This window comes from Capnocytophaga sp. HP1101 (assembly GCF_054772415.1).
Genome location: NZ_BPUU01000012.1, coordinates 17,595 through 37,388 on the forward strand (window position 1 = coordinate 17,595; position 19,794 = coordinate 37,388).

Genomic DNA, 19,794 nt, shown 5'->3' on the forward strand with positions numbered 1-19,794 from the left:
GTGTGTTAAACGTTTATTTTACTTTTTCTACGATAGCTTTGAACGCTTCGGGGTGGTTCATTGCCAAATCGGCGAGAACTTTACGGTTGAGTTCAATGTTATTAGCTTTGAGTTTACCCATAAATTGTGAGTAAGACAAGCCGTGCAAGCGAGCCCCTGCGTTGATACGCACGATCCACAAAGCGCGGAAGGTTCTCTTCTTGTTACGGCGGTCGCGGTAAGCGTACTGCATTGCTTTCTCAACAGCGTTTTTGGCTACTGTCCAAACGTTTTTTCTGCGGCCAAAGTAACCTTTGGCTTGCTTCATTATTTTTTTTCTACGAGCTCTACGAGCTACAGCATTTACTGATCTTGGCATAAATTCCTTTTTTTAATTTTTGTAGCAGGTGGTTTGTGCTTAAAACAAACGCTTAGGGGTACCTACTCCACGGTTATTAATTTCCTACTGTTAAAACAATTATTTTAAGCCTAATTGTTTCTTTACACTGGCTTCGTCGTTCGCGTGAACGAGGGTAGCGTGTGTAAGTGCTAACTTGCGTTTTTTAGCTTTCTTAGTCAAGATGTGGCTTTTAAACGCGTGTTTTCTTTTGATTTTGCCAGAGCCGGTGAGCTTGAAACGCTTTTTAGCTCCAGATTTAGTTTTAATTTTTGGCATTTGCTTAGATTTTTATTGATATAATTCCGGAAACATCCCCCTAACCCCCCTCAAGGGGGGAAGTGTGATGCAAAAGCGACAATTGAGACTCTTGCATAACTTTTTAGGTAGGTTTATTATTTCTTTTTGGGTAAGGGAGCGAGGAACATCGTCATACGCTTTCCTTCGAGTTTAGGCATTTGCTCTACTTTACCGTACTCTTCGAGGTCGGTAGCGAGGCGCAAGAGGAGGATTTCCCCTTGGTCTTTATAGATAATAGAACGACCTTTGAAGAACACGTAGGCTTTTACTTTAGAACCTTCTTTGAGGAACTTTTCGCCGTGTTTTTTCTTAAACTCATAGTCGTGGTCATCGGTTTGAGGGCCAAAGCGAATTTCTTTGATCACTACTTTGGTAGCTTTCGCTTTTAGCTCTTTATCACGCTTCTTTTGTTCGTAAAGGAATTTCTTATAGTCGATTACTTTACAAACGGGAGGCGTGGCGTTTGGTGAAATTTCCACCAAATCGAGTTCTAATTCATTAGCAATTTCTAATGCTTTGCGAGTGGGGTATACGCCATTTTCGACGTTGTCCCCTACCAAACGCACCTCGGGAACGCGGATTTCGCGGTTGATACGATGAGGTTGTTTGTCGTCTCTGCCTGGTGTGTTACTTTTTTTAATGATGGCTATTTAAATTTTAAATTTTATTCTTGACATCCCCCCAACCCCCTTGAAAGGGGGAGATGTGACGCAAAAGCGACACTATACTTCTATCTTAGGGTTATTGAAATTGTTTAAATCCTTTTGCAATCTCGTCGTTGATGAGTTTGGCAAAAGCTTCAACGGTCATTGAACCGAGGTCTTCACCGCCGCGTTTGCGTACGGATACGGTGCCTTCTTTCTCTTCATTTTCGCCTACGATGAGCATATACGGGATTTTTTGGGTCTCGGCTTCGCGTATTTTTTTGCCCATAGTTTCGGCGCGATTGTCTATCAGGGTGCGAATATCGGAATTTTCTAACAATCTCAAAACTTTTTGAGCATAATTTTCGTATTTTTCGCTCAATGAGAGTACGATAGCTTGGTTTGGATTCAACCACAATGGGAAGTTACCAGCGGTGTGTTCCAATAAGATAGCTACGAAACGCTCCATACTTCCGAAAGGTGCACGGTGAATCATCACTGGGCGGTGCATCTCATTATCAGCGCCTTTGTACCAAAGGTCGAAACGTTCAGGAAGGTTGTAATCCACTTGGATAGTACCCAATTGCCAACTGCGTCCTAAGGCATCTTTTACCATAAAGTCAAGTTTAGGTCCGTAGAAAGCGGCTTCTCCTGTTTCAATCACGTAGTTCAAGCCTTTTTCTTTAGCGGCGTTGATGATTGCGTTTTCGGCTTTAGCCCAATTCTCATCGCTACCGATGTATTTGCTAAGGTTTTCGGGGTCGCGCAAGGATACTTGTGCGGTAAAATTGTCGAAACCAAGAGAGCCGAATACATACAATACTAAGTCGATTACGTGTTTGAACTCGTCGTCGAGCTGTTCTGGAGTACAGAAGATGTGGGCATCGTCCTGAGTAAAGCAACGCACGCGGGTTAAGCCGTGTAGCTCGCCACTTTGCTCGTAACGGTATACCGTGCCGAACTCGGCGAAACGCTTCGGTAAATCTTTGTAACTCCAAGGGTGTGAGTTGTATATCTCGCAGTGGTGCGGACAGTTCATCGGTTTGAGCAAGTACTCTTCACCTTCATTAGGGGTGGCGATAGGTTGGAAACTATCTTTGCCGTATTTATCCCAGTGACCTGAAGTTACGTACAAATTCTTATGACCGATATGCGGGGTAACCACCTGCTCGTAGCCTGCTTGTTTTTGAGCTTTGCGCAAGAAAGCTTCGAGGCGTTCGCGCAAGGCAGCGCCTTTGGGCAACCAGAGCGGTAAGCCTTGACCTACCTTATTAGAGAACGTAAAGAGTTCCAATTCTTTACCGAGCTTGCGGTGGTCGCGTTTTTTGGCTTCTTCAAGCAGTTCGAGATATTCAGTAAGTTCTTTTTGTTTAGGGAAAGAAATGGCATACACACGAGTGAGCTGCGGTTTGTGCTCATCGCCACGCCAGTAAGCCCCCGCAGCGCTGAGTACTTTTACGGCTTTCACAAATCCTGTGTTAGGAATGTGACCCCCACGACACAAGTCGGTGAAGGTGCTGTGGTCGCAGAAAGTGATAGTGCCATCTTCGAGTGCCTCGATAAGTTCGGTTTTATACTCATTTTTGCCTTCGTAGTACGAAAGGGCTTCGGCTTTGCTCACGGGGCGCATTTTGAATAGGTGTTTGCCTCGCGCAATTTCCAAGAATTTAGCTTCGATAGCAGGAAAATCTTTTTCGGAAATCGGTTTGCCGTTGAAATCGACATCGTAGTAAAAACCGTTGGCAATAGCAGGGCCTATGGTGAGCTTGATGCCAGGGTAGAGCTCTTCGAGCGCTTGCGCCAAAATGTGAGCTGAGGAGTGCCAGAAAGCTTTTTTACCTTCGGGACTATCCCAAGTGTATAGCGTTAAACTACCGTCGGTCGTCAAGGGCGTAACGGTTTCTATTGTTTTACCATTAAAGCTGGCAGACAATACGTTACGCGCCAATCCCTCACTGATAGAGGCGGCGATTTCGGCGGGGGTAATCCCACTTTGATACTCTTTCACAGAGCCATCAGGTAGCGTAATTTTAATCATTTTTTTGTTGTTGAAAATTGATGTTGTTGTGTTTGAGGGTGCAAAGGTACAAATAATTTGGGAATTAGCAAATTTGAAAATGAGAAAATTTGAAAAATGCCAATAATAGCGAGTAATACTGATAATGCCAATAATACTGACAGGACGGAGTCAGATTTTTCAGATAATTCAGATTATTCTGGGGGTGAGGTTGTAGTACGACAGGCAGTGCGAGCCGCACGGGCGATGAGGAATTGGAAGAAGTGAAATATATCGGAGGAAAAGAGAAGGGGGTTTTTAGGTAAAAGATAAAAAGATGAGCTGTAAAAAGGGTATGGTTAGCTTATACAAAGCTTATAGGAACCTTATACGAATCTTGGACGATTGTTATACAAAGGGTGTATAAGTAATTGATTAATACTGTAATACAATAATACCAAAAATGCCAAAAATAGGGTTTCGAGGCGAAAGAAAAGGGAAGAGGTAATAGGCATTAGGCAATAGGGGGTAACATCTCCCTAGCCCCCTTCAAAGGGGGAAATGTGATACACCTCAAGGGGAAATGCGATGCAAAAGCGACAGGCGACTTGTCGGACAAATCGGACAAGTAGGAGAGGCTTTGAGAACTTGGAGAAATTTGGAAGAAATCTGAGTATAGTCGCCGACTCACTTACTCGGTATTTGCTTATAAGCCTTAGAGAGAGGATAACATCCCCCTATTCACATACTCTGCTCTTGCGGACAACCTTCAAAGGGGAAATGTGGCGACGGGAAAAAGAAAGAAATGACGAATTACGAGGGACGAATAACGAAGGAAATGTGATGAAAATATCCCCTTAGTATTGTATAAACATCCCCCTAGCCCCCTTCAAAGGGGGAAATGTGGCGACGGGAAAGGGGGAATGTGGCGACGGGAAAAAGAGAGGGGTAGTGATAAAAAAAGGGAGGCAAGATGAAGGAATGATTTTTAGTTGATAAATTTAACTGATAATTAATGTATTGGTGGGCTAAGGTGCGATTAAGGGTAAAAAAACACAGAAAAATTTTGCAGTTAAAAAAAAGTGTTGTACTTTTGCACCGTCAATCATTGGAACGTTCATCATTTTGCGGGTGTGGTGAAATTGGTAGACACGCTAGACTTAGGATCTAGTGCTTCACGGCGTGGGGGTTCGAGTCCCTTCACCCGCACAAAGCCTTAATTCATCAGTGGGTGAGTTAAGGCTTTTTTATTTTTTAGGGTTGGAGGAGGAGGTGCTGAATTCTAAAGAAATTTGGTTTACCCCCCCCCCCTATTCAGATATTCCGCTCTCGCGGACTACCTTCAAGGGGGGATAACCTCCCCCTAACCCCCTCAGAGAGGGGGAATGTAGCGACGGAAAAGGGAGATTAACATCCCCCTAGCCCCCCTCAAGGGGGGAAGTGCGACGGAAAAGCGACAGGGGACTTGTCGGACAAATCAGACAAGTAGGAGAGGCTCTGAGGACTTGGGAAAATTTAGGAGAAGTCAGAGAATAACCACCAACTCACTTACTCGGTAATTGACAACAATCTTTGAAGGGGGATAACCTCCCCCTATTCACATACTCTGCTCTCGCAGACTACCTCCAAAGGGGGAAGAGCGACGCAATAAATTGATTTTGATTTACTATAAAACAAGCAATAGCTATGCAGAAGACCTCTATCATCAGTATTATTCCTTTGCTCGTATTCGTAGCATTATTTTTAGGAAGTGGGTTGTATTTCGACAACTTCTACTCACTACCTGCGCCTATTATTGCGCTTTTTTCGGTGGTAGTGGCTTTGCTTATTTACCGAGCACCTATCAAAGAGAAAATAGGCTTATTCTTCAGAGGGGCGGGTGATAGCAATGTGCTACAAATGTGCGTGATTGCGCTTTTGGCTGGGGCATTTGCTACAGTGGCTGATGCTTTAGGGAGTACGCAGAGTATTGTGAATATGGGTATGTATTACATCTCGCCGGAGTACTTCCCGGTAGGGATTTTTATCATTGCATCGTTTCTTTCATTTGCTACGGGGACTTCGGTGGGTACCATAATGACGCTTTCGCCGATAGTGTTTGACCTTGCTACCCAAAGCCAATCGAACACGGCACTGATAGGAGCTTCGTTGCTCTCGGGGGCGATGTTTGGTGACAACTTATCTCTTATTTCGGACACGACGATTGCCGCTACACAGTCGCTTGGATGCCAGATGAACGAAAAGATGAAGGCGAATGCTAAGATAGCGTTGCCAATGGCTTTACTTACGGTTGTTATACTGTTACTAATAGGTAATCCTGAGGCTGAAAATCACCTTCACAATCAGGCGTATAGCGATTTTAACGCAATACTAATTTTACCTTATATAGCTGTAGTGGTGATTGCGCTTTTTGGGGTAAACGTATTTGTATCACTTTTCTTAGGGATTGTGCTCTCGGGGGTGATAGGGTTTGCCTATGGCAAGTTTCATTTCTTGCAGTTTGCCACCGACATTCACAAAGGTTTTATGGGAATGGCTGACACCTTCTTCTTATATTTTATCATAGGTGGATTAGCGTTTTTGGTAGAGCATTTTGGGGGCATTCGATTTTTGATGAATTTGATTATCCAGCGCATTAAGAGTGGGGCGTCCGCACTTTTAGGGATGGGCTTTTTGGTGACAGTAGCCGATGTGTGCGTGGCGAATAACACAGTGGCTATACTGATAGCTTCGAAGACGAGCAAAACGATTGCAGAACAGTTTAAGATCCCGTTGCGCAGTGCGGCATCGGTATTGGATATTTTCTCTTGTTATGCGCAGGGGCTTATCCCGTATGGAGCACAGGTAATTGCGCTTTATAAGTTTGCGGATACGATAGATTACCCACAGTTAGTGATGTATGCTATTTACCTACATTTACTGTTGATAGGCACTTTAGGGTACATTTATGTGGGTAAAAAGTAGTAAAAAAGTTGTTTTTAGGCTGTATTAACAGTGAATTCTTCGGTTTCTTAACATTTTCTTCTATTCTGTAAGTGCTTGTATTTATTTGGAATACGAGTATTTATGGCGTTATACCATAAAATTATTTTAAAATAATTGCGAAAAAATTTGCAATTATCAAAATATTATTTTAATTTTACCGCAAATTTAATTGACTTACTCAAAAGCCAACTTATTGACTTTTCCGTAGCCAGAATACTAAACGTTATGAACGACCCACTATTGCAACCATTTCTCCCTATCATTGAGGGGAGGCATCAGCACTACCTGAATGTTGCACGACGTGTGCAAGGGGACGCTCTGCGCCTTGCTGATGCTTGTAATTCGCACCTGTACTACGGTCTGCACCGTACTAATACAGAATGGGTGCTACGCGAGTGGGCGCCTAACGCAACAGCTATCTTTCTTCTATGCGATAGCAACGACTGGCAAAAAAACAATCACTTTTCATTCACTAAAATCAACCACCAAGACTGGGAATTGCGCGTTCCTGCTAATATCCTCCGCCACGAAATGCTCTACAAGCTCCTCGTGGAATGGGAAGGCGGCAGCGGCGAGCGCATCCCTTCACATACCATCCGCGCTGTGCAGGACGATTATACTAAGGTGTTTTCCGCTCAAGTGTGGTGCCCCGAGCACCCTTATCACTGGCAACACCCGCGTCCTAAAGCACCTGCACACCCGCTCATCTATGAAGCTCATATAGGGATGAGCACCGAGCACCAGCGCGTGAGCACCTTTATAGAGTTCCGCCTCTATGTGCTCCCTCGCATTGCGGCGCTGGGCTACAACACTATCCAACTGATGGCAATCCAAGAGCACCCTTACTACGGCTCGTTCGGCTATCAGGTGGCCAACTTCTTCGCGGTAAGCTCCCGCTTCGGTACCCCCGAAGAACTCAAAGAACTCATCGATGCGGCTCACGGATTGGGCATACGCGTGCTGCTTGACATTGTGCACTCACACTCGGTGAGCAACGAGGCAGAAGGTCTTAGCAATTTTGACGGTACCGAGTACCTCTACTTCCACAGTGGCGACCGCGGCAAGCACCCCGCTTGGGATTCCCGCTGCTTCGACTACGGCAAACCACAGGTGCTCAACTTCTTGCTCTCCAACTGCAAATACTGGATGGAAGAATACCGCTTCGACGGTTTCCGCTTCGATGGCGTTACCAGTATGATTTACTACGATCACGGTTTGGGTAAAGCCTTTACGAATTATAGTTTCTATTATGATGGCAATGAGGACGATGACGCTTTGGTGTATCTCGCACTCGCTAACCAACTTATTCACGAGCTCTACCCCGAAGCGCTCACCATTGCCGAAGAAATGAGCGGTCTGCCTGGTCTCGCTTCGCCTATTGCCCAAATGGGCATCGGCTTTGACTACAAACTGAGTATGGGCATCCCCGATTACTGGATCAAACTCCTCAAAGAAGTGCCCGACCAGCAGTGGCACGTGGGCGATATCTACTACGAACTGACCAACAAACGCGCTGAAGAACGCACCATTAGCTATGCCGAAAGCCACGACCAAGCCCTCGTGGGCGATAAAACCATTTTCTTTTGGCTAGGCGATAAAGAAATTTATACAGGAATGAGCGTATTCGACCAGAATCTGGTCATCGATCGTGCTATCGCTTTGCACAAGATGATACGCCTCATCACACTTACAACTTCAGGCGGGGGATATCTCACCTTTATGGGTAATGAATGGGGACACCCAGAGTGGATAGACTTTCCGCGTGCGGGTAATGATTGGAGTTATGCCCACGCTCGACGTTTGTGGAGCTTGGTTGATAACCCCGACCTGAAGTTCCGTTTTCTCAACGCTTTTGATAGCGCGATGATTCACTTTGCTACTAAGAGCCAAATCTTAGACTATGAACCTCACGTATTGGTGCGCGATATTGAGCGCCAACTCTTAGTGTATGAACGCGGTGGCTATCTGTTCGTATTCAGTTTTAACCCCACCACCTCATTCACCGATTACCAGTTTGATGTGCGCCCGGGTAAATACATCACGGTACTCAACACCGATAGCCCCACTTTCGGTGGCGACAACCGCATTGACGAAAGCGTAGAGCACTTTACCCAATACACTGGCAAAGAGAATTTACTATCGTTGTACATACCCGCGAGAGTAGGATTTGTATTGAAATTAGCAGATTAGCAAATTTGAAAATTAGCAAATGAGTGCGCCCTAAGCAAAGATAGCGCGAGCTTGTAACTCTGTTTTTTAAGAATCAAAGGAAATATACAATAGGAAAATAATACAAAGTTAAAAACAGAACTATGTTTTCAAAATCATCAAAACTATTAACACAAGCTGATATTAAATCCTTAGAAGAAATAGTAGGATATAGCTTGCCCTCCGACTTTATAAATCAATACCTTCATTTCAATGGAGGTGTTGCAGATAAAACTTATTTTTATGTGGAAGATGATGATGGGTATGTAGAAGTGAGTTTTTTCATTCCCATAAAGTACCCAAGTGCCGATTTAGGCAATATAGATGTCGCTACAAGCTATAGTCATCTTGTTAGTAAAGGAATTCCTAATAAATACCTTCCTTTTGCTATAGATTGGGGAGGAAATCTCTTTTCAATAGATTTGGAAACAAATGAAATCGTTTTGTTATTGATAGATTTAGGAGATTTTACAGAGAAATCTATCAAATATTTAACAAAAGGATTCCTACCCTTTATGGAGGCGTTAGAGGAAGAAGATGAGGAAGATGAAGTCTAAAATCCAAGCTGCTTGCGTCTAAATCCGTGGCTCTGATACACACAACAAAAAAATATTCGCGCCTCAATCTGTGAAATTCGTGGAATCCGTGCGAAATAAAATAAAAAAACATCAACTTTACCAAAGACCTTAACGCCCGTCGCGCTACGACCTAACGACTAATTACTAACGACTAATAGCTAATTGCGTATGTCATACCTTTCATTTAAAAAAGATCAACTAATTAACCTTGAGTATTCTCTCGACAGAGAGTTTCTCGGTACAAACCGCGGTGGAGGCTACTGCTCCTCTACCCTCGTATTCTGCAACACCCGTAAATATCACGGGTTACTCGTAGTGCCTATCGAAAAATTCCGAGGCAAAAATTACGTGATGCTCTCCTCCCTCGATGAGACCATCTTGCAACACGGCCGTGATTTTAATTTCGGCGTACACAAGTACGAAGGCACTTATGAACCTCGCGGCCATAAGTACATCGTGGATATTTCTTACGAAAAAGCCTTTACCGTTACCTATCAAGTGGGCGGTGTAGTGCTCAAAAAAGAAATCTTGATGATGCACAACGCCCCTCAAGTGCTCATCCGCTATACTTTGGAAGAGGCACATTCGGCTACGCGCTTGCGCCTGAACCCACTCTTGGCGTTCCGCGATATCCATTCGCTCAGCAAGCAAAATCCTGTAGCCAACACCCAAGCGGAACCCGTAGATGGGGGCGTGCGCGTAAAACTCTACCCTGAGTTCCCTTATCTATATATGCAGCTCAGCAAGCCTGCCGATTTTGGTGGCGCTGCCTATTGGAATAACAATATCTATTACACCAAAGAAAAAGAACGCGGCTACGACTTCCAAGAGGATTTGCTAAGCGTAGGCGCTTTTGAAGTAAACCTTAAAAAAGGCGAAAGCATCGTATTTTCAGCCAGCTTGGAAGAAGCTAATAGCAAAAACCTCGCTAAGGATTTTACCAAATATCTCAAAGAACGCGCCGACCGCAATTCATTTGAAGAATGCTTGCAGTACACCGCTTCTCAGTTTATCATCCAGAAAGCGGGTGAAACGCGCATCAAAGCGGGCTATCACTGGTACGACAGCACCACCCGCGACACCTTTATCGCCCTCCCTGGTATCGCCCTATCAGGTAAAACTGACAAGATTTTCGACGAGGTGATTAAGTCGGCACTCAAATATTGCTATGACGGTCGGTTTGCTCGCGAAATCAGCACCCACGTAATCAATCCAGTGTTCGATGCCGACACCTCCTTGTGGTTCTTCTGGACACTCCAGCAGTATGAAAAAGAGACCTCTAAAACCAAAAAACAACTTTGGAAAGAGTACGGCACTACCCTCAAAGCGATCTTAGCGGCCTATAAAAGCCGCGCCCACAAGAATGTGCGTATGGACGACAACGGATTGATATGGAGCGACGACCTCAGCCGTCCGCTTACTTGGTTCAATGCTGAAGGCAATTATGGTCCTATCGTGCCGCGCAATGGCTATGTGGTAGAGGTGAACGCCCTATGGTACAACGCCGTGTGCTACGCTTTGGCAATGGCCGAAGAAGCAAAGGATAAAGAGTTTATCTCCGAATGGGCAATGTTGCCTGAAACCATTGCCGAAAGTTTCAACCAAATATTTTGGATTGAAAAAGAAAAATACTTAGCCGACTATGCCAATCACACCCACCAAAACACCGAAGTGCGCCCTAATCAATTGCTCGCTTGTGCACTCGACTATTCACCTATCAGTGAAAAGCGCCAACGCAAAGTAGTGGCAATCATCACTCAGGAGTTGCTCACCCCACGCGGTTTGCGCAGCTTGTCACCCGAGAGTCCGCGTTACGAAGGAGAGAGCGTAGGCCCTGTGTATGTGCGTGATAAAGCCACTTTCAACGGTTCGGTACACCCTTGGTTTGTAGGTTTCTATGTAGAAGCCAACCTCAAGCTCTTTGGCAATGCCTATATCCCCGACGGCGAAGCTTTCTTAGAAACCTTTGAAGAAGAGTTCAACTCTCACGGGGTAGGACTTATTTCCGCCATTTACGACGGCAATCCACCTTTCAACCCCCGCGGCTGTATTTCCAACGCCAAGAACGTAGCCGAAATTCTCCGCGCACAATGGGCTTTGAAACAGGTAAAAGATAAGAAGTAACGTCAGCGAGTGCGTCACACACTTTGTCAAAGTCTTAGGACTTTGACAAAGTCTAAAGCCATAAAAATCTAAAAGAATAACAATACTATGGATATACGGCTTGATTTCTTAGAAGAAGGTTGTTTCTATCATATTTATAATCGTGGAATTAACGGCTGTGAAATATTTAAAGATGATAGAGATAGACAGTTCTTCTGCAAGAAAATGAAAGAATATCTATTAGATTACGTTGAAGTTTATGCTTACTGCCTGATGCCTAACCACTATCACTTAGTGATAAAAGTAAAAGAGCCCGATACTTTGCCAAAGTCTCAAACTTTGTCAAAGTCTAAAAACAAAAAAGGGTTACATTCTGATAAATGTATGGTGAGCAAACAATTAGGTAAGTTGATGAGCAGTTACACACAAGCTTTTAATAAGCGTTATGAGCGATACGGAGCGTTACTCGAAAAGCCTTTTAAGCGCAAACGTATTACCACAACCGAGTATTTACAACAAGTAATTGTATATGTCAATAGAAATCCGTTAGATATTGGTGAAGATATGAAAGGATATTTATATTCATCATATAAAAGCACTTTATCTCAATCGTCTACAGCTATCCAAAGGAAAGAAGTATTAAACCTTTTTGGAGGAATTGAGAACTTTGAGTATTGCCATAGTAAAGAAAGTCTCTATAGATTTGATTTTGATTAGTATCGCACACTTTGACAAAGTTTGAAACTTTGTCAAAGTCTAAAAGATTATAAGAAAAATAGCTTTTCTCTGAGAAGACTTTGTCAAAGTATATACCGCAAAAGCGACAACTCTCAGTGAAAAGCAACCTAAATAAAAGCGTATGAAGAATGCAAGAGTATTAATGTTTGGATGGGAGTTACCCCCTCATATCAGCGGGGGATTAGGCACAGCCTGTTTGGGTATCGCCCAAGGGCTGGCCAAGAACGGCGTGAAAGTGCTGTTCGTAATGCCAAAAGCCTCTGGTGATGAGGATGGCAGCGTGGCGAAAATTATCAACGCCAGCGATGTAGAGATGTTGCAAAACACCGAAAAAATCGAAGATTTCTGGAAACATATTAACTTTATGGAGATAGGCTCAAACCTCGTGCCTTATCTCGACCCCGAAACCTTTGCCCGCGAACGCGATGCTTACCTCAAAGAGGGCGAACACCGCGAGCGCATTTCATATCACAACAAATTCCAATTTTCGGGCAAGTACGGCGCCAACCTGATGGAAGAGGTCTACCGCTATGCCTTAGTAGCGGGCACCGTTGCCCAACGCTATGATTTTGATGTGATTCACGCTCACGACTGGCTTACCTATAGCGCGGGCATTATCGCCAAAAAGATTTCGGGCAAACCCCTCATCGTACACGTGCACGCTACCGAGTACGACCGTGGGGGCGAGTACAACCGCAATACCTTAGTGTACGACATCGAAAAACGCGGTATGGAAGCCGCTGATAGGGTGGTAACCGTGAGCAACTGGACGCGCAATATCGTGATTGAAAAATACGGCATCCCTGCCGAAAAAGTAATCACTGTGCACAACGCCGTGGATTTCAAAGCCGAAACCGATGCTAAAGAACAACGCGGCATCACCGATAAAATCGTTACTTTCTTAGGTCGTATCACCTTGCAAAAAGGCCCTGAATACTTCGTGGAAGCTGCTGCCAAAGTGATGAAGCGTATGCCTAATGTGCGCTTTGTAATGGCGGGTAGCGGTGAGAAGATGAACCCCTTGGTGCGCCGTGTAGCGCAATTGGGCTTAGGCACACGCTTTCACTTCACAGGATTTTTGCGCGGTAACGATGTACAGCGGATGTTCCAGTACAGCGATGTGTACGTAATGCCTTCAGTATCCGAACCTTTTGGAATTTCTCCTTTGGAAGCAATGCGCTCGGGTGTACCTACGATTATCTCCAAACAATCAGGAGTTGCCGAAGTGCTCCACCACGCAATCAAAGTAGATTATTGGGATATCAACGCCTTAGCCGATGCAATATACGGCATCTTGGCTTACCCTACGCTTGCAAACTATATGCAGCGCGAAGGCTATGAAGAGGTAAACCAACTCAAATGGGAAAACGCCTCTCTCAAACTTAAAAACATTTACGAATCTTTAATATAATGCACCAACGATGAAAAAGTCAATTTGTATTTATTTCCAAATCCATCACCCTGAACGCCTGAGAAAATACCAATTTTTCGATATAGGCAAGAAGCACAACTATTTCGATAATTACGCCAATCGCTCAGAGCTTGAAGACTTGGCCGAAAATTGCTATCTGCCCGCTAATGCGCTCTTGCTCGAACTTCTCAACAAGTACAAAGGTCAGTTCAAAGTAGCGTTTTCTATCTCAGGTTCAGCTATTGACCAACTCAAAATGCACACGCCCGAGGTGATTCGCAGTTTCCAAGAGCTCGCTGCTACAGGTAATGTGGAGTTCTTGGCCGAGACTTATTCGCATTCGTTGGCTTCCTTATCGGCGGATACCGATGAGTTTGAACAACAGGTGAAACGCCATAGCACTGCCATCAAGCAGCTCTTTGGCAAAAAGCCAGTAACCTTCCGCAACACCTCTCTCATCTATTCGGATGCGATAGGCGAGCGTGTGGCCAAACTCGGTTTCAAAACGATGCTCACCGATGGCGCGAAACACGTACTCGGCTGGAAAAGTCCGAATTTCGTGTACAAAAATGCCCTCGACGAGAACCTCAACCTCTTGCTCAAGAACAGCAAACTCAGCGATGATATCGCCATCCGCTTTTCTGACCACAACTGGAGTGAGTACCCCCTCACTTCCGAGAAATACGCCTCTTGGGTAGAAAGCAGTTTGCAGGATACCGATGTGCTCAACCTCTTTATGAACTACGAGGTGATAGGCTATTACAACAACGCTCAAAGCGGTATTTTTGATTTCTTGCGCTATTTCATCAAGGCAATGGCCGAAAACCCCAACTATCAATTCCTCTTGCCTAAGGAAGTAGCCAAAAAGCACCCTGCCAAAGATGTGTTGCCCGTGCCTTATCCTATTTCGTGGACTGACGAAGAGCGCGACATCACCTCTTGGCTGGGTAATGAATTGCAAAAAGAAGCTTTTAATGAGCTCTTCAAGATTCAACCGTTAGTGAGAAAGCAAAAGAACGCCGAGCTCATTGAGGATTACAGCCGTTTGCAAGCCAGTGAACACTTCTACTTTATGCGTACGAAGCTGTTCTCAGGTGCCGATTATCACAAGTACATCCTCCCTTATGATTCGCCCTACGAAGCCTTCATCAACTATATGAATGTGCTCAGCGATTTCATCGAAAGATGCGAGCCGCACAAGCAAGAAGGTACGAGCCCTACGGACAAAAAGGTGCAAACCAAACAGGTAGCAAAAGGAAAAAGCCACGCAAGAAAAAAGTAATAAGTAATTTTTAAGGTATAAACTTTGTCAAAGTTCTCAGACTTTGACAAAGTCCAACCCTTGAAACCTCAAAGCTACCCCCTGAAAGAAGTTTAATAATAATTTAAAAGCAGACAAAATGAAAAATGAAAAAAAGAGGAAAGACAATTTCTTTGAGGGAATTGTCTCCGAAGAATTGATTGAAATGTCTGGAACCAACAGAGTTGCCGAGACAAACCCCGACGAGATGCCCACAGGACATCTAAGTAGCGAAGAATTTCTCTACACAAGCCCTTTCAGCGAAAAGAGCTCCCCTCTCGCCAAGAATGCCGACAACGATTTAGTTGAAAACATTATTTACACACCTTAATTCAAAAGCCCCTCGCTCACGCGAGGGGCTTTTTTTGATTCTTCTCAAATTTGCTAATTTGCCAATTATGTACTACCTTTGCAAAAAAAGAAGAATACAATGCGCTTTCTAAGTTACATCATAGCCTTTTTCACCCACCCCATCTGGCTCCCTATCTACGGCGCTATGGTGGTGCTTTTTAATATCCCCTTCCCTCTCCCCGTAGAACAAATGAAGTTTACGTGGCTATTATTGCTGATAGTCACCATTGCCGTCCCCACACTCATCTACCTTATTTTGTTTGTTGTTGGCTGGTTGCAAAACCCCTTCATCATCTCGTTAGAAAAACAAAAATGGCTCTTGTACGGCTATATCGTAATGCTCTTAGGAGTCGCTTTCGGCATTACCCCCATCGACCCCTACCCTATTCTCTACTTCTATGTGATGAACTTAGCCATCAGCTGTTTTATTGTCTTATTTTTGCACTTTCTGCGATTGCAAGTCAATATGTTCGCTATGGGAATGGGAGCCCTTACCGCTTTCACCGTATTGCTCAGTATCGCCTTAGAAAAAGATATGACCTACTCAGTAGCCTTTTTCCTTTTCCTAAGTGGTGCCTCCATCTCAGCACAAGCTTACCTCAACCAAAAGTCCGCTTGGCTAATGTTCTTTAGTTGGCTCATTGGCGTTTTACCACAACTCTCTCTGTTGTTACTGTTCCGGAATCTAATTTTCGCAATGTAATAAACGCCCCTATCTATATATCATCACCACAACATCCGCTACTCTCCTTTCTTTTTATTTCGGCTCGAAACCCTGTTTTTGGCATTTTTGGCATTGTTGTATTATATTATGAATCAACTCTTTATATAGCTATTGTATAACAATCGTCCAAGATTCGTATAAGCATCCTATAAGCTTTGTATAAGCTCCCCATATCTCTCATATCCCCATTTTACCTTTTATCTTTTATCTTTTACCTAAAAGTCCCTTCCGTTCCCCTCCGCTATCTTCCGAAAGCTCTAATACATCTCTTTTGCATCGCATTTCCCCCTTTGAAGGTAGTCTGCGAGAGCAGAGTATGTGAATTAGGGGGATGTTATCTCCCTTCAAAGGTTGTCGGCACTTGTCAAGTAAATGAGTCGGAGGCTATTCTCAGAGTTCCTCAGAATTTCCAGAAAAATCCGACTTATCCGAAAAATCACCCCCCCACTTGAGAAATCCAAAGAATCCATATTACAACAAAAAACAACATTTTTTACTGAAAAAACAACTTTGGAACGATTTTAGCTGTATCATTTCCTATAAAGAAATAATTAGTTATTTTCATGAAACGCATATTATTTGCGAGCCTCGTATGCTCCCTGCTCCTATTCGGTTGTAACAATAACAACAGTAAAAACGGAGAAACTTATCTGCCCCCTTCCGTAGGACAAATTAACACCCTCGCCGTAGTCATCGATAACGACCTATGGGAAGGCGCCGTAGGCGATACCATTCGCCGTTACTTCGCCGCCCCTATCGATGGGCTACCTACCGAAGAACCCATCTTTTCACTACATCAAATACCCCCTCAAGTGTTTGAAGGCAATACCCGCAACAGCCGCAATATCCTTATTGTGCACCGCGGTAATAAAAACGAAGCAACCATCAGTAACGATGTATACGCCAAACCACAGGTAGTATGTCAAGTACAAGGAAAACAAGTACGCGATATAGCCTGCAAAGTCGAAGAATACCACGACCAGTTTTTGTACGCCTTCAAAAACAACGACCTCAAAGAAACACGCCTCCGCTTTAATAATGCACTCAGCAAAGACAAACAAGTAGAACAAACCTTAGGCTTCAAATTCGTGATGCCAGCCGTCTACGAAGTGAGAAAGTATGGCGATAACTTCTTCTGGATAGAACGCCCTATCAAAGGCGGTAGAGCCAGTATTATCCTATACGAAATGCCTCTGGGAAGTATCCCTACCGATGAAGAAGGACGCGCAAAAGCCATCGTAAAGATGCGCGACTCTATAGGCAAAAAATATATTCCAGGACCTAAAGAAGGTATGTATATGGTTACCGAAACCTATCTCGCTCCCAGTATCAGCGAAGTACAAATAAAAAACCGTAAAACAATTGAAAGCAAAGGATTGTGGGAAGTAAAAGATTTCGCCCTCGGCGGACCCTACATCAATTATATCATCGAAGATAAACCTAACAACCGCTTGGTAGTAGCCGAAGGTTTCCTATACGCCCCAGGTGTAGCCAAACGCGATATGCTCTTTGAACTCGAAGCCATTATCAAGTCAATTGAATTTAAGAAATAGCCTTTTTTGCTAATTTGCTAATTATTCATACCTTTGCCAAAAAAATAAAAGATATGAGAAACATACAATTCAATCAAGAACTCACCACTGAACAATACCAAATGGCAGTTCGTGTATTAGAAGCCATAGGATTAGACGTGCAAAAAAACGAAGCCCTTTCTTTGCCTTTGCAAGTAATCGAAGGAATCGAGCAAGGTTGGCAAGAATTGCGTGAAGGAAGAGGCATTCCAAGTGCTGAAGTTCACAAAAAAGCAAGATTGTTATGTGCAAACAAGTAGTATGGGCTCCAAGAGCCGAGTTAGAATATCTTTCTACCTTAGATTTTTGGATTGAACACAATAAATCCTCTGCTTATTCTCAAAAAATTATAGCAGAAGTTGAAGCTACTGAAATAAGAATTATGCAGTTCCCCTATTCAAATCCTATTGCATATCAAACACCTCAAAAAGAAATTCGCAGAGCAATAGTACTTCTCAATTTTTCATTATTCTATGAAGTTTTCCACGATAAGATAGAAATTGTTTTCTTTTTTGACAATAGAGATAATCCTGAAAAACTACCCTTTTGAAAAAATATTTTGTAATTCACAAATATTTACTATCTTTGCCCCACTAACACCTAATCCCTAACACTTAAACCTTAACACCTATGATACAAAATATATTCCTCGGGGTCGTAGGACCCTGGCAAATGGTCATCATTGTAGTATTGTTGCTATTGCTTTTTGGCGGCAAAAAAATCCCTGAACTAATGCGTGGTCTGGGCACCGGCATCCGTGAGTTTAAGGACGCCACCAAAGAAAAAGAAAATAGTGATACCGACAAGAAAAAAGAACCCACTGAAAAATTAGAAAATTAGTAGATTTGCCAATAAGTAGTGCACCATCACATTCTGTGAAATCCAAGCCGCTTGCGGCTAATATCCGTGGAACTAATAAACATAACAAAAAAAATCTCTGCGTCTCAATCCGTGAAATCCGTGAAATCCGTGCGAGACTTTTAACATTTCAATTGACAAATTGACAAATTGGCTTATTGATAAATTAATCTCTTGGTATAGTGTCGCACAAAGGCAACTTCCTTGGCGTGGCACTACCGACCCCTATAAGGTATGGCTCTCAGAGGTCATCCTACAGCAAACGCGCGTAGTACAAGGCTTGCCCTACTACGAGCGTTTTATCGCTCAATACCCCACCGTGATTGATTTAGCCAATGCCCCTGAAGAACAAGTACTCAAACTTTGGCAGGGCTTAGGCTACTACTCCCGCGCCAAAAACCTACACCATACCGCCCAATACATCGCTGCCGAACTGGGAGGCAAGTTCCCGCAAACTTACGCCGGTCTGCTCAAACTCAAAGGCATAGGCGACTATACCGCTAGTGCTATCGCCTCATTCTGTTATAACGAACCCTGCCCCGTCGTCGATGGTAATGTGTATCGCGTGCTCTCGCGCCTTTTTGGCATTAGCACCCCTATCAACAGCCCTCAAGGCGCTAAAGAGTTCAAAACCTTAGCGCACGAGTGCTTAGACCTCCACAATCCTGGCACCTACAACCAAGCCCTAATGGAGTTTGGTGCCCTACAATGCACCCCCCAGTCTCCTGATTGTAATACCTGCGTACTCCGCGACCACTGCTGGGCATTCCACCACAATAAGGTAAATGACCTCCCCGTAAAACTGAAGAAAATCACTATCAAAAAACGCTATTTCAACTACCTCGTATGGCTTGACCCATTAGGGCAAACCCGCTTGCAAAAGCGCCAAGGCAAAGACATCTGGCACGGACTCTATGAATTTCCACTACTCGAAACTCTCACCCCTGCCACGCTTAGCGAAATAGCTGCCCTCCACCCCACCGCCTCGGTAAGTTTGTACAACGAAACCCCTGTGATTCACAAGCTCACCCATCAGCACCTCTACACCTCATTTTGGATACTCACCATCCCCCAATCCCTTGACAATGCAATACTTATCAGTGATATACACAACTATCCCGTCTCGGCACTCACCGCAAATTTCATCACAAAATTTTGGTAGATACGAAAAAAGTTGTACTTTTGGTGAATATTTTAGATTATCAACTTTATACAATTATATTATCAATGAACGGAACTTTAAATAAAGTAATTCTTATAGGTCGTATGGGCGACGCTATCAAACTTACGTATTTCAGCGAAGGCAACTGCATCGGTCAGTTCCCCTTAGCTACTGATGATGAGTACACCAACCGTGCCACCAACGAGCGCGTTACCAGTACCGAATGGCACACTGTTATTGTGCGCAACAAGCTCGCTGAACTCGTCGAGAAATTTACCCATAAAGGTGACCTTATCTATGTGGAAGGGCGCATCAAAACGCGAAAATGGCAAACGGAAGACGGCGCTATGCGCTATATGACTGAAATCCACGCTACTGATGTGACTTTCTTACCAAACCCTAAACGCGACGGCCAACCTAAACCTACCCCAAAAACCGCGGATCAAAAACCGTATGAACCGCCCGTGAGTACGGAACCGCCTTTCTAAA

Annotated in this window: 19 protein-coding genes and 1 tRNA gene; 16 read left to right on the forward strand and 4 right to left on the reverse strand. The window is 44.0% G+C overall.

Annotation, left to right across the window (positions count from 1 at the left end; translation table 11 throughout):
• Window positions 1–13: 13 nt before the first annotated feature.
• The 4 genes from rplT to thrS all read right to left on the reverse strand — a co-directional run bounded on the left by rplT (window position 14) and on the right by thrS (window position 3,358).
• Window positions 14–358 (reverse strand): 50S ribosomal protein L20, encoded by a 345-nt coding sequence (gene rplT, locus RCZ04_RS08725; RefSeq protein WP_460485657.1) that lies wholly within the window; start codon window positions 356–358, stop codon window positions 14–16.
• A 99-nt stretch (window positions 359–457) separates the two neighbouring features.
• The gene (gene rpmI / locus RCZ04_RS08730; protein WP_315050738.1) at window positions 458–655 is read right to left on the reverse strand and encodes a 50S ribosomal protein L35; all 198 of its coding nucleotides are present in this window, start codon (window positions 653–655) and stop codon (window positions 458–460) included.
• Between the two features lie 116 nt (window positions 656–771).
• A complete protein-coding gene (gene infC, locus RCZ04_RS08735) occupies window positions 772–1,269 on the reverse strand; it encodes a translation initiation factor IF-3 (RefSeq protein ID WP_460485683.1) in 498 nt (165 codons plus the stop codon).
• Between the two features lie 148 nt (window positions 1,270–1,417).
• Window positions 1,418–3,358 (reverse strand): threonine--tRNA ligase, encoded by a 1,941-nt coding sequence (gene thrS / locus RCZ04_RS08740; RefSeq protein ID WP_460485658.1) that lies wholly within the window; start codon window positions 3,356–3,358, stop codon window positions 1,418–1,420.
• A 1,085-nt stretch (window positions 3,359–4,443) separates the two neighbouring features.
• On the opposite strand from thrS, the gene RCZ04_RS08745 reads away from it, so the two are divergent.
• From RCZ04_RS08745 to RCZ04_RS08820, 16 genes are all read left to right on the forward strand, one after another.
• Window positions 4,444–4,525 (forward strand) — tRNA-Leu (locus RCZ04_RS08745).
• A 477-nt stretch (window positions 4,526–5,002) separates the two neighbouring features.
• Window positions 5,003–6,280, forward strand: a complete 1,278-nt coding sequence (locus RCZ04_RS08750; RefSeq protein WP_460485659.1) for a Na+/H+ antiporter NhaC family protein — start codon at window positions 5,003–5,005, stop codon at window positions 6,278–6,280.
• A gap of 246 nt (window positions 6,281–6,526) precedes the next feature.
• Window positions 6,527–8,491 (forward strand): 1,4-alpha-glucan-branching protein, encoded by a 1,965-nt coding sequence (locus RCZ04_RS08755; protein ID WP_460485660.1) that lies wholly within the window; start codon window positions 6,527–6,529, stop codon window positions 8,489–8,491.
• A gap of 122 nt (window positions 8,492–8,613) precedes the next feature.
• Entirely contained in the window at window positions 8,614–9,066 is a 453-nt protein-coding gene (locus tag RCZ04_RS08760) for an SMI1/KNR4 family protein (protein ID WP_460485661.1), read from the forward strand.
• A gap of 189 nt (window positions 9,067–9,255) precedes the next feature.
• Entirely contained in the window at window positions 9,256–11,211 is a 1,956-nt protein-coding gene (locus RCZ04_RS08765) for a glycogen debranching enzyme N-terminal domain-containing protein (RefSeq protein WP_460485662.1), read from the forward strand.
• A gap of 87 nt (window positions 11,212–11,298) precedes the next feature.
• On the forward strand, window positions 11,299–11,907 hold the full coding sequence (locus tag RCZ04_RS08770) for a transposase (protein ID WP_460485663.1): 609 nt from the start codon (window positions 11,299–11,301) through the stop codon (window positions 11,905–11,907).
• A gap of 142 nt (window positions 11,908–12,049) precedes the next feature.
• Window positions 12,050–13,339 (forward strand): glycosyltransferase family 4 protein, encoded by a 1,290-nt coding sequence (locus RCZ04_RS08775; RefSeq protein WP_460485664.1) that lies wholly within the window; start codon window positions 12,050–12,052, stop codon window positions 13,337–13,339.
• A gap of 10 nt (window positions 13,340–13,349) precedes the next feature.
• Window positions 13,350–14,621, forward strand: coding sequence for a glycoside hydrolase family 57 protein (locus RCZ04_RS08780; RefSeq protein WP_460485665.1), 1,272 nt, complete (start codon window positions 13,350–13,352; stop codon window positions 14,619–14,621).
• Between the two features lie 118 nt (window positions 14,622–14,739).
• A complete protein-coding gene (locus tag RCZ04_RS08785; protein ID WP_460485666.1) occupies window positions 14,740–14,970 on the forward strand; it encodes a hypothetical protein in 231 nt (76 codons plus the stop codon).
• A gap of 99 nt (window positions 14,971–15,069) precedes the next feature.
• Window positions 15,070–15,693 (forward strand): hypothetical protein, encoded by a 624-nt coding sequence (locus RCZ04_RS08790; protein WP_460485667.1) that lies wholly within the window; start codon window positions 15,070–15,072, stop codon window positions 15,691–15,693.
• Between the two features lie 584 nt (window positions 15,694–16,277).
• On the forward strand, window positions 16,278–17,267 hold the full coding sequence (locus tag RCZ04_RS08795; RefSeq protein ID WP_460485668.1) for a DUF4837 family protein: 990 nt from the start codon (window positions 16,278–16,280) through the stop codon (window positions 17,265–17,267).
• Between the two features lie 53 nt (window positions 17,268–17,320).
• Window positions 17,321–17,545, forward strand: coding sequence for a hypothetical protein (locus RCZ04_RS08800; RefSeq protein ID WP_460485669.1), 225 nt, complete (start codon window positions 17,321–17,323; stop codon window positions 17,543–17,545).
• Complete coding sequence (locus RCZ04_RS08805; protein WP_460485670.1) at window positions 17,530–17,835, forward strand: type II toxin-antitoxin system RelE/ParE family toxin; 306 nt, start codon at window positions 17,530–17,532, stop codon at window positions 17,833–17,835. Before RCZ04_RS08800 ends, RCZ04_RS08805 begins: the two co-directional genes overlap by 16 nt.
• Window positions 17,836–17,918: 83 nt before the next feature.
• Window positions 17,919–18,125 (forward strand): twin-arginine translocase TatA/TatE family subunit, encoded by a 207-nt coding sequence (tatA, locus tag RCZ04_RS08810; RefSeq protein WP_460485684.1) that lies wholly within the window; start codon window positions 17,919–17,921, stop codon window positions 18,123–18,125.
• Between the two features lie 160 nt (window positions 18,126–18,285).
• Window positions 18,286–19,305 carry an A/G-specific adenine glycosylase gene (gene mutY / locus RCZ04_RS08815; protein WP_460485671.1) on the forward strand — a complete coding sequence of 340 codons (1,020 nt, stop codon included), beginning with the start codon at window positions 18,286–18,288 and terminating at the stop codon, window positions 19,303–19,305.
• Window positions 19,306–19,370: 65 nt separating this feature from the next.
• A complete protein-coding gene (locus RCZ04_RS08820; protein ID WP_460485672.1) occupies window positions 19,371–19,793 on the forward strand; it encodes a single-stranded DNA-binding protein in 423 nt (140 codons plus the stop codon).
• Window position 19,794 lies beyond the last annotated feature (1 nt).

Excerpts from the sequence above, each read along its gene's own strand:
- RCZ04_RS08770 (WP_460485663.1), top strand. The coding sequence starts at position 11,299 with ATGGATATACGGCTTGATTTCTTAGAAGAAGGTTGTTTCTATCATATT.
- thrS (WP_460485658.1), bottom strand. The coding sequence starts at position 3,358 with ATGATTAAAATTACGCTACCTGATGGCTCTGTGAAAGAGTATCAAAGT.
- RCZ04_RS08785 (WP_460485666.1), top strand. The coding sequence starts at position 14,740 with ATGAAAAATGAAAAAAAGAGGAAAGACAATTTCTTTGAGGGAATTGTC.
- RCZ04_RS08750 (WP_460485659.1), top strand. The coding sequence starts at position 5,003 with ATGCAGAAGACCTCTATCATCAGTATTATTCCTTTGCTCGTATTCGTA.
- RCZ04_RS08765 (WP_460485662.1), top strand. The coding sequence starts at position 9,256 with ATGTCATACCTTTCATTTAAAAAAGATCAACTAATTAACCTTGAGTAT.
- rpmI (WP_315050738.1), bottom strand. The coding sequence starts at position 655 with ATGCCAAAAATTAAAACTAAATCTGGAGCTAAAAAGCGTTTCAAGCTC.
- RCZ04_RS08800 (WP_460485669.1), top strand. The coding sequence starts at position 17,321 with ATGAGAAACATACAATTCAATCAAGAACTCACCACTGAACAATACCAA.
- RCZ04_RS08805 (WP_460485670.1), top strand. The coding sequence starts at position 17,530 with ATGTGCAAACAAGTAGTATGGGCTCCAAGAGCCGAGTTAGAATATCTT.
- RCZ04_RS08760 (WP_460485661.1), top strand. The coding sequence starts at position 8,614 with ATGTTTTCAAAATCATCAAAACTATTAACACAAGCTGATATTAAATCC.
- RCZ04_RS08795 (WP_460485668.1), top strand. The coding sequence starts at position 16,278 with ATGAAACGCATATTATTTGCGAGCCTCGTATGCTCCCTGCTCCTATTC.
- RCZ04_RS08780 (WP_460485665.1), top strand. The coding sequence starts at position 13,350 with ATGAAAAAGTCAATTTGTATTTATTTCCAAATCCATCACCCTGAACGC.
- rplT (WP_460485657.1), bottom strand. The coding sequence starts at position 358 with ATGCCAAGATCAGTAAATGCTGTAGCTCGTAGAGCTCGTAGAAAAAAA.
- RCZ04_RS08775 (WP_460485664.1), top strand. The coding sequence starts at position 12,050 with ATGAAGAATGCAAGAGTATTAATGTTTGGATGGGAGTTACCCCCTCAT.
- RCZ04_RS08820 (WP_460485672.1), top strand. The coding sequence starts at position 19,371 with ATGAACGGAACTTTAAATAAAGTAATTCTTATAGGTCGTATGGGCGAC.
- RCZ04_RS08755 (WP_460485660.1), top strand. The coding sequence starts at position 6,527 with ATGAACGACCCACTATTGCAACCATTTCTCCCTATCATTGAGGGGAGG.
- RCZ04_RS08790 (WP_460485667.1), top strand. The coding sequence starts at position 15,070 with ATGCGCTTTCTAAGTTACATCATAGCCTTTTTCACCCACCCCATCTGG.